Source organism: Streptomyces sp. ATCC 21386 (assembly GCF_018728545.1).
Lineage (GTDB): Bacteria > Actinomycetota > Actinomycetes > Streptomycetales > Streptomycetaceae > Streptomyces.
This window is the reverse complement of the sequence record NZ_JAAVVL010000001.1, coordinates 1142532-1157108: the sequence shown is the minus strand read 5'-3', so window position 1 is coordinate 1157108 and position 14577 is coordinate 1142532. Positions and strand designations below refer to the sequence as shown.

Below are 14577 nucleotides of genomic sequence, written 5' to 3'. Positions count from 1 at the left end.
TGTAGCGGCGACCGTTGGTCCGGTGGAGTGCCCCTTGCTGGGACCTTGCTCACAACCATGCCCGTTTGTTCGCGACGGCTCACGTCCGGGCAACCTGTCCGGGAAGACCGACCGGACGCGGCCGATCATGAGACGACGGGGACCCCGATGCGTACCAAGGACATGCGGAGATCGGTGGCCGCGATCGCGGCACTCGCCATGGCCGGCGCCTGCACGGCACAGGGGATCGAGGTGCACGGCGACCAGCGCCGGCCCGTGCGCGTCGACGGGAGCGCCACGCCGAACGGCACTCCGAAGCAGGACGCAGGCGACGGCGCCGGCGGCGGGGACCAGGCCACGGGCGGGAGCGGAAGCGAAGGAAGCGGGAACGACGACAAGGGGGCGCCCGACAAGGCCCCGACGACCGCGCCGCCCTCCCCCACGCCCACACCCGCACCCCCCGCCCCGGTCCTCTGGTCCCAGGGCGACGAGGGCCTCGACGTACGCGAGTTGCAGGCCCGGCTGCGGCAGGTCGCCTGGCTCTTCGCGGGGCCCACGGGGACGTACGACGACCTGACGGTCCAGGCGGTCAAGGGCTTCCAGGGCAAGCGGGGGCTGCCGCGGACCGGGAAGACGGACAGCGTGACATGGGCGCGACTGCTGAACATGACGCGCGAGCCCGGCAAGTGGGAGCTGTACGCCTACGGCGGGCAGCCGGCCGCGTCACCCGATCCGCGCTGCATGACGGGCCGGGTGCTGTGCATCAGCAAGACGAGCCGCACGCTGCGCTGGATGGTGGACGGCAGGACGCTGACGACGGTCGAGGTGCGGTTCGGCTCGGAGTACACCCCGACCCGGGAGGGCGTCTTCAGCGTCTACTTCAAGTCCCGCGACCACTGGTCGACCCTGTACGACACCCCGATGCCGTACGCGATGTTCTTCAGCGGCGGCCAGGCCGTCCACTACTCCTCCGACTTCGCGGCCCGTGGGTACTACGGGGCCTCGCACGGCTGCGTCAACGTACGGGACAAGGCGGCGATCGCGCGGCTGTTCGACCAGGTCAGGAACGGCGACAAGGTCGTCGTGTACTGGTGACGGATCCTGGCGACGCGTGACCGGCGACGGAAGTTTTCGTGACGTGCATCACATGACGCATAGCGGGAGGGTGCCCGGCGCGTCAGGGGGAGTACGGGGTCACGGGGGACCACGGGGGAAATACGGGGGTTATGGGGCGCGGGCGGGACCGGGGGAACGTGTCCCGCCCGCGCCGAGGTGCACGAGCCGTAGGTACGGGGGGAACCCCGGCTCAGTGCGACGGCCGATGACCAGTCGGCTCACTCATTACTGCGCCGGGACCGCCAAAAGTGTTACCCGTTCCGCGAAAGAATTCGTGACGGATGCGAAAGCGCAGGTCAGGAGGGGTTGATACGGGCAGCGGCGTCGAACCGCGCCGCCGAGGCGAGCTGACTCCGGTAGCCGTTGCCCCCGTTGCCCTTGCCGCTCTTGTTCCCCTGGCCGCCCTTGCCGTGCCCATTCCCGTGGCCCTTGCCGTGACCGCTGCCCTTGCCGCCGTCGCCGTGGCCCCTGCCGTGCCCGGGGCGGTGGTTGCCCTTGCCGTCGCCGTGTCCGCCGCGGTGGGAGTCGTCGTCCTCGTCGGAGCCACCGCCGGACCGCGGGTTGCCGTCACCGCCGCCGGACCGCCCGGTGGAGTCGCCGGAGTCCGCCGTACCGGACCCGCTCCCGGTGCCCCCGCCCGGTCGCCTCTTGGTGCCGGGGTAGTCGGAGCCGCCGGCCAGGACGCCCTCGCAGTACCGCTTCAGCTGCCCCTTGCCCTTGCCGCCCGCCGCGTCCTCCAGGCCACGCCGACGGTCGGCCCCCAGGTCCTTGCCGTCGCGCACGTCACGACAGGCGGAGCGGACCTTGTTCCACCACTCCTGGCTGGGGGTGTCGTTCTTCCCGGACTCCCCGGTCCGCCCGTCCTCGCCGGTGCCGCCGGTGCCGTCGCCGGAGGGGCCGTCGCCCTGTGCGGAGCCGTCCGGGGTCATCTCCGGTTTGGTGTCGCCCCACGCCCCCCGTCGGCCGTTGCCGTCCTGCTCGTTCGGTGACGGCGACGGCGACAGCAGCGGCCGGTCCGGCGACTGGCCGGCGGAGACGGTGGCGGAGGGCTCCGGTTCGGCGTCGCGGAACGCGGTCAGCGCCCCGCCTCCGACCGCCACCGCGACCCCGCCGAGCATCCCGGCGGCCACGGCCGCGACCAGCCCGAACCGTACGGGCCGGCCCCAACGGGCACGGCGCCCATCGACGCCTGCCGGGCGCTCAGGACGTCCCAGGCGGACGAGCCCCGCGTCGGCCGCGGGAACGGCGGCGGTGTGCGTACGGCTGCCCCGGCCGGGCTCCACGGTCCGCCCGGCATCGGACGAGAGGGCGGAACGGGCGGAGGAGGAGGTGGCGGACGTGGTCGCGTCGGACGTACGGGCCGTTCGCACGCTGCGGAAGGCCGCCAACGCCGCTTCCTCGCCGGGGAGTTCGGGGCTCCGCGAGGACACCGGAGCGACATCGGGGGTCAGCGCGCCGAGCGCCTCGGCGAGCCGGGCGGCACGGTCACGGGTGTCGGCGTCGACGGCTTCGAGGGGCTCTCCACGCAGCAGCCGCTCCGCGGCGTCGCGGTTGAGCCACCTGTACTGCTCGTCGGCCATCACACATCCTTCTGCGTCCGCCAACGCGTATGCGTCACACCGGCGGACGAAGCCGCGCGTGCGCGCGGCCCTCTCGGTGGGGGTACGGCGTCCAGCGGATCGCCGGACTCCGGGTCGGCCTCACCGGCCGTCTCCGGATTCTCCCCGATCAGTTCGGCGAGCCGCTTCAGACCCCGGTGCGCGGCGGTCCGTACGGCTCCCGCGCGCTTGCCCAGGGTCTCGGCCGCGGTCTTCGCGTCGAGTCCGACGACGACCCGCAGGACCACCGCCTCCGCCTGGTCCTGCGGCAGCTGGGCGATGAGCGAGAGCGTGCGGCCGGTGGCCAAGGCCTCCATCGCCTCGCCGGCCGTGTCGGACTCGGCGGCCCGGCCGGTCAGCTCGGTCTCGTCGCCGCCTATCGCGGGCCTGCGCCCCCGCATGCGTATGTGGTCGAGGGCCCGGTTGCGGGCGATGCGTGCGGCCCAGCCGCGGAACCGGTCGGCGTCACCGCTGAACCGCTCCAGGTCACGGGCTATCTGGAGCCAGGACTCGGAGGTGACGTCCTCCGCGTCCGGATCGCCGACCAGCGTCCGCACGTACCCGAGCAGCCGTGGGTGCACCGAGCGGTACACAGTCCGGAACGCGGTCTCGTCCCCGTCCTGTGCCGCAAGCACCGCGGCGGTCAGCTCCGCGTCGTCCCCCAGCACCCGCGCGCGCCCCTCTTTGCGCTTCGACCGGGCCGCTCTCGCGGACCGGGTCCTCGCTGTCGTGGTCGTGGTCCTCAATGAATCGTGCGGTACCGGGCCGTCGATGGTTGTGGTGGTCTTCCGCCATCCACGATCCGGCGCGAATGGCACGTTACGGCCTGAAACCGCTGGGCGTCCATGTCCGTAGAACATGCAACTAACTCGTGATGCGACGAGGTGTGACAGAAAACGTGGACGCGGCGCTGTAGGTAGTACGGGTCGCCGCGCGGCCCGTGCCGCGCGACGGTCGGGGCCTCTCCTGTGGGGGGTGGCGGCCCCGGCCGTTGCCATCGGCGGAGTGGCCGGGTGTCTTGCGAGTACGGGGGTCTTGCGAGCACGCCGGCCTCACTTCGTTCTCCGCGCCTCCTGAGGCGTTTCCGGGGCGGCCTCCTGCCGCGACTCCGGGACGGTCTCCTCACCCGGCTCCAACGCGGTTTCCTCACGGGACTCCGGGGCGGTTTCGTCACGCGACTCCGGGGCGGCCTGCGCCTTCGGTCCGGTCGGCCCGTTCGCCTCGCCGGGCCGGGGGGACGCCCGGCGGCTGTCGCCGGCGACATCTCCGCCGCCGGAGCCGCTGCCGGAACCATTGCCGATGCCCGCGCCTGTGCCGTTGCCCGTGCCGTCGCCCGGGCGATCGCCGCCCGAAGGCGTCTCCCCCGTGCCCTTGCCGCCGTTCTGCCGGTCGGACCGTCGTTCGGACTCGTCCGGGTTCCGGGACGCGCCGTTCCGGTCGGCCGTGGCGGAGCGGTCCGGTGCAGAAGGAGCCGTACGCGCGACGTCCGCGGGGCCCGGCCGGGTCGGGGCGCCGTCGGTGGTGCGGTCGGGCCGTTCCCGGTCCTCGTAGCTGCCGTGCTCCTGGTCGGCTCCCTTGTCGCCGCGCGCGGCCGAGCCGATCGCGGCGAAGGCGACTCCGCCGAGGGTGAGGCTCGCCAGCAGGACGGCCAGGGTGGTGCGGATGGAGAGCTGCACGCGGCGCCGCGCGTTGGGCCGCCAGTCGTCGCGCCGCCGGGTGCGAGCCGTGCGGCCCCCGCTCTCCCGCGCGGCCCGGAAGGCGGCCACGGCCCGCGCCTCCCCCGCGCTGTCGGCCGGCGCGTCGGCGCGCACGGCGGCGGCGAGGAGGGAATCGACGGAGGGGGTGTCCCGCGCGGCGGCGGGCGAGGTGTCGCGGGACGCGGGAGGCGGGGCGTCCCGGAACTCGGTGGACGGTGGGACGGATGCAGGGGAGGTGTCGTCCCGCTCTCCGTTGTCAGGCCGGTCGCTCATGTCCGGCTCCGTCCTGCCCGACGGCATCTCGCGCCCTTCCCTCTCGCCGTGCGTCCCGGCGTCGCTGTCGGTCATCTCGACTCCCCCAGCGTCCGGGGGCCGTCATCCGTCACACCCTCGCTCCGCAGGAGCTGGGCGAGACGCTTCAGGCCCCGGTGGGTGGCGGTGCGGACCGCGCCGGGGCGCTTGCCGAGGACACGGGCGGCGGCGGGGCCGTCGAGGCCGACGACCACACGCAGCAGCACGGCCTCGGCCTGGTCACGCGGCAGCCGGGCGACCAGCGCGAGGGCCTGTTCGGTGGAGAGGCTCTCCAACGCCTGGTCCTGGGTGCTGTGCGTACCGGGCAGTTCCAGCAGGTCGTTCTCCAGGGCGGTCGCCCGGGGTCTGACCCGCTGGCGCCGCAGATGGTCCAGGGCCCGGTGCCGGGCGATGGTCGCGCTCCAGCCGCGGAAGCCCGCTCCGTCGCCCTTGAACCGTCCGAGGTCCCGCGCGATCTCCAGCCAGGCGTCCGAGGCGACGTCCTCCGCGTCGTCCCCGACGATGCCGCGCAGATACCCCAGCAGCCCCGGCTGCACGAGCCGGTACGCCACCGCGAACGCGGCCTCGTCGCCGGCCTGGGCCCGCGCGACGGCCGCGCCCAGCTCCCCGTCGTAGGCCTGCACGCGCCGCGGTTCCCCTCCCTGGCCCCGAACTGTCGGGACAGTGCCAAGTCAGTGCCGGGATCGCCTTCCCGGGGGCCGTCCCGGCCGACGCCCAGCCCCCACGCTGATCTGCGTCACGCCTCGCGGAAGTGTCACAGCGGCCGATACGCCCCCCGAAGAGCCCCACCCCGCGCGTGACATGGGCCACACCCGCACCCCCCGATGCCGATCTCCGTGAAGTCCTGTGCGCTGAATAGAGGGTCACCCCCGCGCCGGGGTGGCGTCTTCGTACCGTTCATCCAGGGGTGGGGCATTTGAGTCACGGTAGGAGCCATGCGTCGGAGCCGCTGGGGCCGAGGCGGAGGGGCTGGCTGATGTGGGGGGCCGTCGTGGCCGGTGGCGCGGGCCTCGTGTCCTACGCCGTGGTCGGGCCGGGCGTCGGCACGGCCGCCGCCGACGACGTACCCACCGCCCGCCCCTCGACCGTCACCCGCCCCCCGATCGTCAGCAGGGCCGCGTGGGGCGCGGACGAGGCGGCCGTGACGGGGACTCCCGAGTACAACGACCGGATCAGCGCGGTGTTCGTCCACGACACGGGCGGCACCAACGCCTACAGCTGCGCCGAGTCGCCCGCCCTGATCCGCGCGCTCATGGCCGACGACATCCAGGCGGCGGGCCGGGGCGACCTCGGCTTCAACTTCGTCGTCGACAAGTGCGGCCGTATCTACGAGGGCCGGGCGGGCGGTGCGGACCTGTCGGTGCGCGGCGCGCACACCCCCGGCTTCGACGGGGAGTCCACGGGCGTCGCGGTCCTCGGCGACTTCGACGGCGGCGCGCCGAGCCGGGCGGCCGTGGAGTCCGTGGCACGGCTGGCGGCGTGGAAGCTGGGCCAGTACGCGGGCGACCCCACGGGCAGGGTGACGCTGACGGCGTCCGAGGACACCGGGGTGTACACGAGCGGCGAGTCCGCGGAGCTGGACGTCATAGCCGGCGGCAGCGACGCGGCGTCCCTCACCTCGCCGGGAGCGGGCCTCTACGCCGAGCTCCCCGAGATACGCCGCTACGCCGCCTCCCCGGCCCGTGCCTCGGCCGTCCCGACCGCCGACTACACGGGCGACGGCGTGATCGACCTGGTGGTGCCGACCCCGCGGACCGGCAGCGGCTGGGTCACCCTGGTGCCGGGGGGTACGAGCGGGCCCGTCCCGACCGCCAGGCTCCGCCTGAACCAGGCGAGCGCGGGCGTGCCGGGCGCCGCCGAGTCCGGCGACCAGTGGGGCGCGGCGACCGCGTGGGGCGATGTCGACGGTGACGGGTACGCGGATCTCGTGGTCGGCGCACCGGGTGAGGACGACACCACCGGGCACGCGGACCGGGGGGCGGTGACGATCCTCTACGGGCCGTCCTTCACCGATGGCGCCGACACCATGGCCCTCGGCGACGACTACGAGCCGGCCGGCGCGCGGTTCGGCGCGACCGTGGCGACCGGGGACTTCAACGCGGACGGCAGGGCGGACGTGTTCACCGCCGCCACCGGGACGGGCGGCAACTGGGCGGCCCGCTTCGGCGACGGCCACGAGGTCGCCGGGGACCTCACCACGGCGACGGGTTCCCTCGCCCACGCGGACGCCGCGACCGGTGACTTCAACCGGGACGGCTACACCGACGTGGCCCTCAACTACCGTGACGCGTCCGGCATCGGCAGGATCGTCTGGTTCAAGGGCTCCCGGTCGCTGGGGCTGACGAAGGCGGCGACCCTGACCGTGAAGGGCGGACGCGCCGTCGCGGCGGGCGACATCGACGGGGACGGCTACGACGACCTCGTCGTCGGTCAGCCCTACGCCTCCGAGTCCGGCGGCAACGCGGGCGGCCAGGTGACCGTGGTGCCCGGCACGTCCACCGGGCTGGGCTCGACGGGGACGCGGACGGTCCACCAGGCCACGGCGGGGGTGGAGGGCGCCTCCGAGACCTCGGACGGCTTCGGCTCCTCGGTGGCCGTCGGCGACGTCGACGCCGACGGGTACGCCGACATGCTGACCGGGGCGCCGAACGAGGACATCACCCGGGCCGGGAAGAACCGGCCGAACGCGGGGTCGGTGTGGCTGCTGAAGGGGGCCGCCGCCGGGGTGAGCGGCGCGGGGTCGGTGGCGTTCTCGCAGGACGCGCCGGACGTGGCGGGCTCGACCGAGGCCGAGGACAAGTTCGGCTCCGCGGTGTCGGGGGCGGATGTCACCGGGGACGGGTACGGCGACGTGCTGGTCGGGGTGGAGGGGGAGGACGGGGGGAACGGCACGGTGTTGTTCATGCCGTCGGTGGACGGTGTGCCGGTGGCTTCGCGGGCCGTGTACTACGGCGTCCCGCAGTTGGGGGCGTCGGAGGGCGCGCGACTCGGCCAGTTCCTGACGCCGTAGCCCGGCTTTTCCTCGCCCCCGCCGCCCCTACCCGTCCCATCCTCAAGGGGCTGCGCCCTTGACCTGCACACGTCCGTCCGGTGGGGGCTGGTCGCGCAGTTCCCCGCGCCCCTTGAGGGCCTACGGCCACTCAGGGGCGAAAGCACGGGGCGCAGCCCCTGCTTTTCAGGGGCGCGGGGAACTGCGCCAGAAGCCCCACGCACCCGCAGCCGAAAGCCGGCCTCACCCGGCCTCACCCGCCCTTACCCGGAGGGCATCGCATCGTGGCACAGCAGCCGCAACGACCCGTCCCCCGTGTAGCACCGGCGGGCCTCGTCGAAGGGGTCCCAGAAGCGGCCGTCCCAGGTGCGGACCCAGTAGCCGCCGTCCGACTCGACCCATTCGCCGCCGGCCCAGCGCACGACGACCTCACCGCCGTACGCCCCGAAACCCCGCAACGCCCCCTCCACGGCGGCGTACGGCGCTCCCTCGCGGCGGATCTCCTCGATCATCCGGTCCACCCGCCACAGGCTCTGCGTCGAGTAGTCGAGGCGTACCCGCGCCCCTTCCCGCATCATCGCCACCGCGTCGGCGGCCCACCGAAGGGGCTTCGCCGCGCTCCCGGGCCGGTTTCCTCGACTCCCCGGTGCGCCGGGGGCACCGACCGAACTGAATGTCTGCTGTGCGCTCACACTCGGGAAAGCGCCTGCACGACACGAGACGTTTCGCGATTTCGACCTGTCCCCGACACCGGTGCAGGACCGCCACACGCAGCCCCAGGACACCCACAGGACCCGCCAGGAAACGAGGTTTACCGCTGCGCCCCTCGCGCGCGCCGCGACACGACCGCCCGCAGCACCCGCCGTCCCTCCGTGGCGACACCGAGCGCCTGCCGCAGCCCCGCCGCGCCGTGCTGGGCGAGCAGTTCCAACACCGCTACCTGACGGCGCAGTTCGGCGGCGACGAGATGGGACGCGCCGTCGGTACGTCCCTCCCGGCACGCCGCCACGGAGTCGGCGCCCCCGGCGTCCAGCGGGTCGAGGAGTTGATGGATCCGCAGCGCGGAGACGGAGCACACCTCCGCCCACTCCCGCAGCCCTTCACCGGACCGCTCCCCGGGAACCGCGTCGAGCATCCGGCGGGCGAGCAGGACGACTTCCTCGCCCCCGTCACCGTCACCGCCCTCGCCGGAGCCGACGTCGGAGGGGTCCGTAGGCGTCAGCTCACCCCGAATCTTCGCGACTCGCTCTCCCCACTCCTCCCCCTCGTCCACCAGGCCCGCCCACAGTGGACGCAGGACCTCGTCGTCACCCCCGAGAAGCGGTACGCAACGGTCCAAACAAGCCAACCCACCGGCCGCCAGACCACGTTCGTCGGCCTGGGCCAACAGCTCCACCAGGCTCATCGCGCCTCCCCTAAATCCTGCTCGACCGTGCCCCGGTTATACGGAGCCCGCACTTCCCCTTACTGCGTGCGACGACGCGGGAGTGTCACAGCGGGACGACCCCGAGCCGGTCGAGCAACCGGAAGAGAATGTTTTCAGCCAGGGGGTCCGCCGGTCCAGGCTCTGCGGTCAACACCTCGACCAGGGAACGCTCGACGACGACCCGCCCCGCCTCCGCGGCCCAGGCGACGGCGCGTTCGGCGGCGTCGCGCGGTTCGAGGAAGTAGTCCTCGACCGTGAGCCCCTGACCGTCCCCCAGATAGGCGGCCATGGCACGCCGCGCGAGACACGTCGTCCACGCCCCGCTCTCCGGTGCCGCCGCCTCGACGACCACGCAGTCGCTGTCCATGACGTAGCCGAACAGCGCGGGCGCGCCCGTCTCCCGGGCGAGCGTGTTCATGTTGCCGACGTCGCCGCTGCTCCCGGAACCCCCGGCCGTCTCGGCACCGGGTGCGCCCGTCGGGTACGCCCAGATCTGCCAGCCGTCGTCCGCCGTCACACACAGCGTCATGGCCTCGGCCCCCGCCAGCGCGTCCAGCTCCGCGAGCGGCCGCTCGCTTCTGCCCACGACGTAGTACCCCCAGTACCCCATACCGGGAATAGACCACACCCGTACGGCGGTTCGCCCCCGGAATCGGGCAATCCGCCCGGATCCCCTGGACAGCCGCGAAGGAGGACGGTTTCAGAGTGCGGACACGGGCTCGGGCTCCGCACGCGGCCCGCTCCGCGCCCTGTCGTCCTGCATACGGGTGAGGGCGAGGACGAAGAGGATGGCGAACACGGCGGCGGGGACCTCGAACGCGTCCGCGAACAGCACACGTTCGGTGGCCGCCTGCAGTTCCTCCGCCGTCTCCGCCCGGCGCAGGGCCAGGCCGCTCACCTGGCTCGCCACACCGGTGATGATCCACATCGCCCACCAGGCGTTGACGAGGGCGTGCGATCGCGGCTTCGTCGACGGACTGCTGGCGTCCCAGCTGTCCAGGGCGATCCGGCGTGGGTACCAGAGGTTCACGACCGGCACGATCCAGCCCGCTATGGCCCAGCCCCGCCTCTTCTGGTGCCCGAACGGCTCGAACACCTCGGCGTTGACCCGCACCCGGTGGAACCAGACCAGGAAGACGACGACGGTGACGAGATAGGCGAGCATCTGCGCGCTGCCGGTCAGACCGGTGAGCCGGTCGGCCCGGTCCGCGTCCGCATCGACACTGAACCCGTACTCCCCCTCCGTCATCCTTCCCAGCACGTCGAGCATCACGAGGTCCGCCCACACCGCGACCAGGTCGGTCACGGCGACCACGCCGAGCAGGATCGCCACCGCACGCCCCAGCCCCACCGGTGACCGCAGCCACGCGGGGCCGTGCGGAGACTGGATCGGCAGGGCCGTGTGGGCGGGGAGCCCCGCCGCCGGGTGCGGAACGGCGGCGTGCGCGGGCGTGGGCGCCGGCGCGGGGTGCAGATCCGCCGCCTCGCACTGGCGGCACAGCTCACCGCCGGGTGCCGCGGCATAGGTCGCGCAGCGCGCACAGTTCATCGTGGAGCCCCCCGCGTGATCGGACGACCGTGATCGGGCGACCGTGATCAGTGATGGTGATTGGCGTGATCGGTGATGGTGATCGGTTGATCGGAACAGACCGAACGGCGGTCCTCCCCAGACCCTCACGCTCGGCAGCCGAACAGGCGGAACATACGGTTCACCCGCGCCGCCCGTCCACCCCTTTCCCTCTCCCTTTCCATGACGCCGATCGTCGCGCGGGCCGGTGCCGGGCGGCACGCGGGCCCGCGCCCCGGGACTCAGCTCACGCGTCCCGCCAGCTCCCGGAACTGCGCCCAGGTCAGGCCCGGCTTGCCCGGGTCCCACAGCTTCTGCGAGAGCGCCCGCAGCGGCATCCGGACGCCCGCCGCGACCTGCGCCTCGGTCTGGCGGTTCGCGAGGTCGCACCAGACGGCGAAGGAGCCGCCGAGGATCTGCTCGTCGTACTGGGCGGGCACGGCGGTGGTACCGCGCAGCACCCGGGGAGTCCAGGACTCGTAGATGCGCTGCCCGGTCGGGTAGACGAACTGGTTGGGCTCGCCGAGGACGTAGTACAGGTACTCGTCGTTGTAGTTGATCACCTGTCGGCCGGCGCTCAGGTACTCGATCGGCGGCCGGGCCCCGATCTCCTTGCCCGTCCAGTACGCGACCTGGATGGCCTTGTCCGCCTGGACCGAGCCGCCCCGGAAGAACCCGTCGTTCCAGGCCCGGACGGTCCGGTCGTGCCCGCGCATCACCTTGGCGCGGTCGTTCAGCCAGCCGGTGGCGAGGTCCGCGACGGTCGCGCCGGCGCCGTACTTCTGACGCGCGGCGGCGGCCAGCTGCGGGTACGAGGCCTCGGGGTCGGCGGCCATCAGGGCCCGGTACTCGTCGGCGCCCAGGTGCCAGTACGCGCCGTCGAACAGGTCGGCGTACTCGTCGAGCAGCTCGTCCACGACCTCGGCGGACCGGGGGTTGGAGATGTCGACGGCCCCGCTCGCGGCGACGCCCTGCGCGTTCTTCAGCTGGAGCCCCGGATTGCCCGCGATCACGGCACCCAGATGTCCGGGTGAGTCGATCTCCGGTACGACCGTGATGTGCCGGCTCTCCGCGAGGTCCAGGATCTTCCTCACCTGGGCCTTGGTGAGGTGCTGCCGGGACACCACCTCGGGGTGGCTCGCGGACTCGATCCGGAACCCCTGGTCGTCGGAGAAGTGCAGGCCGAGCTGGTTGTACTTCAGGTCACCCAGCTCACGGATGCGGTCCTCGATCCAGCCCGCCGTGAAGTGCTTGCGCGCGATGTCCAGCATGAACCCGCGCTGCGGTTTGGCCGGCTCGTCGCGGACGACGCCCTCCGGCGCCGTACCGCCGCCGCGCACCTCCTGCTTCAGGGTGCGGGTGCCGTAGAAGACCCCCGCCTCGGCGGGCGCGGCGATCCGCACGCGTCCGTCCTTCACGGTGAGGGTGTACGCCTCCGACCTCGGCGCATCGGCCCCGGTCAGCGCCAGTTCCACGTCCCCGGCCCGGGGCCGCGCCTCGCCCGCGTACGCCAGCCCCAGCTCCCCGGCGGTCAGCCGCCCCTCGTCGGCCAGCGCGGCGTTCCGTACGACGACCCGGCCCCCGTCGGCGGGCTTCCACCCGGGACCGCGTGCGGCCTCGTGCTGCCGTACGGCGGGGACGGTCCGCGGCTTCGTCGACAGGGGGTAGGTACGCGACGGCGAGGGGGACGCGGAGGGCGTGGTCCCGGCGGCGCTCACGGACGACCGCTCCGGCGACGGCCCCGAGCCGCTGGGCGTGCCCGTCCCGTCGCCCGGCCACACGGTCACGGCCACGGCGACCGCACCGCCCGCCAGCACCACTCCCGTGCCCAGGAGCAACCCTTTCGACGTGATCGCCGTCTTCCTGCGGGGTGCCCTGCGCCGGCCTCGGTTCACGACAGGCCCCCGGTCTCCGTGCCCGTCCTCGTCCCGTTCGCCGTCCACGACATCTCACACACCTCTCGCCACTCGCTGTCCCCCGGCCTCACTCCCGACTCTCCGCCGAGCCCCCTTCTCGAACCTACGACGTCCCCCCGCCCGAACCGTCCACCACAGGTTCCGAAACTCTCCCGTCCGGGTGAATTTCGGGCATCGAACGGACAGCCCATGAACCGCCTCGATAACGTGGTGGCACCTTTCGCACAGCCTGCCCAGCCGACCCCTACGCACCGCCGAGGACCCACGCTGCCTCCGCACCGTCTTCCGCACCTCCCCGGCCAGGTCGCCGTCCCGGAGCAGGCCCACACTCCCGGCCCCTCGGCCCTGGAGCGGTTCAACCACGCCCCCGCCGAGACCGCCCGGCAGGCCCTGCTCGCCTGCCTGCGCAGCCTGCGCTGGGCGCACCGCCTCACCGACCACCGGCCCTACCCGGACCTGGACGCCCTCCTCGCCGCGTCCGACGAGGCCGCGTACGACCTCACACCGGCGGACCTGGCGGAGGCCCTGGCGGGCGAGACCCTGCCCGTCCTGCCCGACGACACCTACGGCGTCGCCCACACCGCGCTCAACGCCGCGCACGCCGCGTACGAGGCCCGCTTCGGCCACGTCTTCGTCATCGCCCTGGACACCACCCACCCGGACGAGCTCCTCGACCGCACCCTGGAGGGCATCCGCTCCCGCCTCTCGAACGACCCGGAGGAGGAGCGCGTGGTGGTGGCCGAGGAACTACGCCGCCTGGCAAGAACCCGCCTGACCACCCACGTCAGCCGCACGAACACCTGCGCGGTGCCGTAGACCGCGGGAAACTGGGTTTCTTCGGGGGCGCGGGGCACTGCGCGAACAACCCCCACCCCCCGTACCCGGGAATCCAACCCGCACCCACGCCCGGCCCGCCCCACCCGGTACTCACCCTTACGTGCGCCTTTGTATGCCAGTTTGATCACACCAACCCTCCCGGCTTAAGCCAAGTGCAACGACGTCGCTACCATGGCCGGGGCCGGTGGACCGTACCCGGCCGGGTCAGACCGACAAGCAAGCCGGCCGGCCCCAATCCCCGCTCCCGGAGGGTTCTTCCGTGCCGGCTGGAACGCTGTACCGCGGCCGGGAAGGAATGTGGTCCTGGGTGGCTCATCGAGTCACCGGCGTCCTCATCTTCTTCTTCCTGTTCGTACACGTGCTGGACACCGCTCTCGTCCGTGTCTCCCCCGACGCCTACGACAAGGTCGTGGCCACGTACAAGACGCCGATCGTCGCGCTGCTGGAGTACGGCCTCGTCGCCGCCGTCCTCTTCCACGCGCTCAACGGCCTTCGGGTCATCGCCGTCGACTTCTGGTCCAACGGCCCCCGTCACCAGAAGACGATGCTGTGGTCCGTCGTCGGCATCTGGCTCGTGCTGATGATCGGGGCCCTGTACCCCGTCCTCGGCCACGCCGTCCGTGAAGTCTTCGGGAGCTGAGGCAGATGTCCGCCACTGAAACCACCGCCTCCGGCATCGGCCCCGTCGAGGGCGCCGGGGAACTGTCGGGCTACAGCCCCGACAACCCGGCCCCCGTCATCGAGCCGCCCCGCAAGCGCACCAAGAAGACCCCCCGGTCGACCCGCGGCAACTTCGAGATGGTCGCGTGGCTCTTCATGCGTCTGTCCGGCATCGTCCTGGTCGTCCTGGTCATCGGCCACCTGCTGATCCAGCTCGTCCTCGACGGCGGCGTCTCCAAGATCGGCTTCGCGTTCGTCGCGGGCCGCTGGGCCTCGCCGTTCTGGCAGACCTGGGACCTGCTGATGCTGTGGCTCGCGATGCTGCACGGCGCCAACGGCCTGCGCACGGTCATCAACGACTACGCGGAGCGCCCGAACACGCGGCTGTGGCTCAAGGGCCTGCTCTACACCGCCACGGTGTTCACCATCCTGCTGGGCACGCTGGTGATCTTCACCTTCGACCCGAACATCCGCTAGGCA

14 protein-coding genes are annotated in these 14577 nt (G+C 72.8%); 5 read left to right on the top strand and 9 right to left on the bottom strand.

All coding sequences use genetic code 11. The features are described 5' to 3' along the window. Positions 1–147: 147 nt before the first annotated feature. Positions 148–1074 carry a L,D-transpeptidase family protein gene (locus GWK25_RS05105; protein WP_215448672.1) on the top strand — a complete coding sequence of 309 codons (927 nt, stop codon included), beginning with the start codon at positions 148–150 and terminating at the stop codon, positions 1072–1074. 317 nt (positions 1075–1391) lie between these two features. On the opposite strand, the gene GWK25_RS05100 is transcribed toward GWK25_RS05105, so the two are convergent. The 4 genes from GWK25_RS05100 to GWK25_RS05085 form a co-directional block, all read right to left on the bottom strand. After that, positions 1392–2675 (bottom strand): hypothetical protein, encoded by a 1284-nt coding sequence (locus GWK25_RS05100; protein WP_215448671.1) that lies wholly within the window; start codon positions 2673–2675, stop codon positions 1392–1394. Next, the gene (locus tag GWK25_RS05095; RefSeq protein ID WP_184904345.1) at positions 2675–3361 is read right to left on the bottom strand and encodes an RNA polymerase sigma factor; all 687 of its coding nucleotides are present in this window, start codon (positions 3359–3361) and stop codon (positions 2675–2677) included. Before GWK25_RS05095 ends, GWK25_RS05100 begins: the two co-directional genes overlap by 1 nt. A 384-nt stretch (positions 3362–3745) precedes the next feature. Next, complete coding sequence (locus GWK25_RS05090) at positions 3746–4738, bottom strand: hypothetical protein (RefSeq protein ID WP_215448670.1); 993 nt, start codon at positions 4736–4738, stop codon at positions 3746–3748. Beyond that, on the bottom strand, positions 4735–5325 hold the full coding sequence (locus tag GWK25_RS05085; RefSeq protein ID WP_215448669.1) for an RNA polymerase sigma factor: 591 nt from the start codon (positions 5323–5325) through the stop codon (positions 4735–4737). Before GWK25_RS05085 ends, GWK25_RS05090 begins: the two co-directional genes overlap by 4 nt. Before the next feature lie 353 nt (positions 5326–5678). Here GWK25_RS05085 and GWK25_RS05080 point away from each other — a divergent pair, with 353 nt between their 5' ends. Then, entirely contained in the window at positions 5679–7712 is a 2034-nt protein-coding gene (locus GWK25_RS05080; RefSeq protein WP_215448668.1) for an FG-GAP-like repeat-containing protein, read from the top strand. A 242-nt stretch (positions 7713–7954) separates the two neighbouring features. Here the strand turns inward: GWK25_RS05080 and GWK25_RS05075 are convergent, their stop codons facing one another. The 5 genes from GWK25_RS05075 to GWK25_RS05055 all read right to left on the bottom strand — a co-directional run bounded on the left by GWK25_RS05075 (position 7955) and on the right by GWK25_RS05055 (position 12579). Further along, a complete protein-coding gene (locus GWK25_RS05075) occupies positions 7955–8383 on the bottom strand; it encodes a hypothetical protein (protein ID WP_215448667.1) in 429 nt (142 codons plus the stop codon). 119 nt (positions 8384–8502) lie between these two features. Continuing rightward, entirely contained in the window at positions 8503–9096 is a 594-nt protein-coding gene (locus GWK25_RS05070) for a hypothetical protein (protein ID WP_215448666.1), read from the bottom strand. Positions 9097–9181: 85 nt separating this feature from the next. Continuing rightward, on the bottom strand, positions 9182–9727 hold the full coding sequence (locus tag GWK25_RS05065) for a hypothetical protein (protein WP_215448665.1): 546 nt from the start codon (positions 9725–9727) through the stop codon (positions 9182–9184). A gap of 90 nt (positions 9728–9817) precedes the next feature. After that, positions 9818–10666 carry a DUF4328 domain-containing protein gene (locus GWK25_RS05060; protein ID WP_215448664.1) on the bottom strand — a complete coding sequence of 283 codons (849 nt, stop codon included), beginning with the start codon at positions 10664–10666 and terminating at the stop codon, positions 9818–9820. Between the two features lie 260 nt (positions 10667–10926). Further along, positions 10927–12579, bottom strand: a complete 1653-nt coding sequence (locus tag GWK25_RS05055) for a glycoside hydrolase family 20 protein (protein WP_374105917.1) — start codon at positions 12577–12579, stop codon at positions 10927–10929. Positions 12580–12789: 210 nt separating this feature from the next. Here GWK25_RS05055 and GWK25_RS05050 point away from each other — a divergent pair, with 210 nt between their 5' ends. From GWK25_RS05050 to GWK25_RS05040, 3 genes are all read left to right on the top strand, one after another. Then, positions 12790–13416 carry a 2-oxo-4-hydroxy-4-carboxy-5-ureidoimidazoline decarboxylase gene (locus GWK25_RS05050; protein ID WP_251828717.1) on the top strand — a complete coding sequence of 209 codons (627 nt, stop codon included), beginning with the start codon at positions 12790–12792 and terminating at the stop codon, positions 13414–13416. Positions 13417–13696: 280 nt separating this feature from the next. Beyond that, positions 13697–14077: a succinate dehydrogenase, cytochrome b556 subunit gene (gene sdhC / locus GWK25_RS05045; protein WP_078853945.1), complete on the top strand. Its 381-nt coding sequence runs from the start codon at positions 13697–13699 to the stop codon at positions 14075–14077. Between the two features lie 5 nt (positions 14078–14082). After that, the gene (locus GWK25_RS05040; protein ID WP_184904364.1) at positions 14083–14574 is read left to right on the top strand and encodes a succinate dehydrogenase hydrophobic membrane anchor subunit; all 492 of its coding nucleotides are present in this window, start codon (positions 14083–14085) and stop codon (positions 14572–14574) included. The last annotated feature ends 3 nt before the right edge of the window (positions 14575–14577 follow it).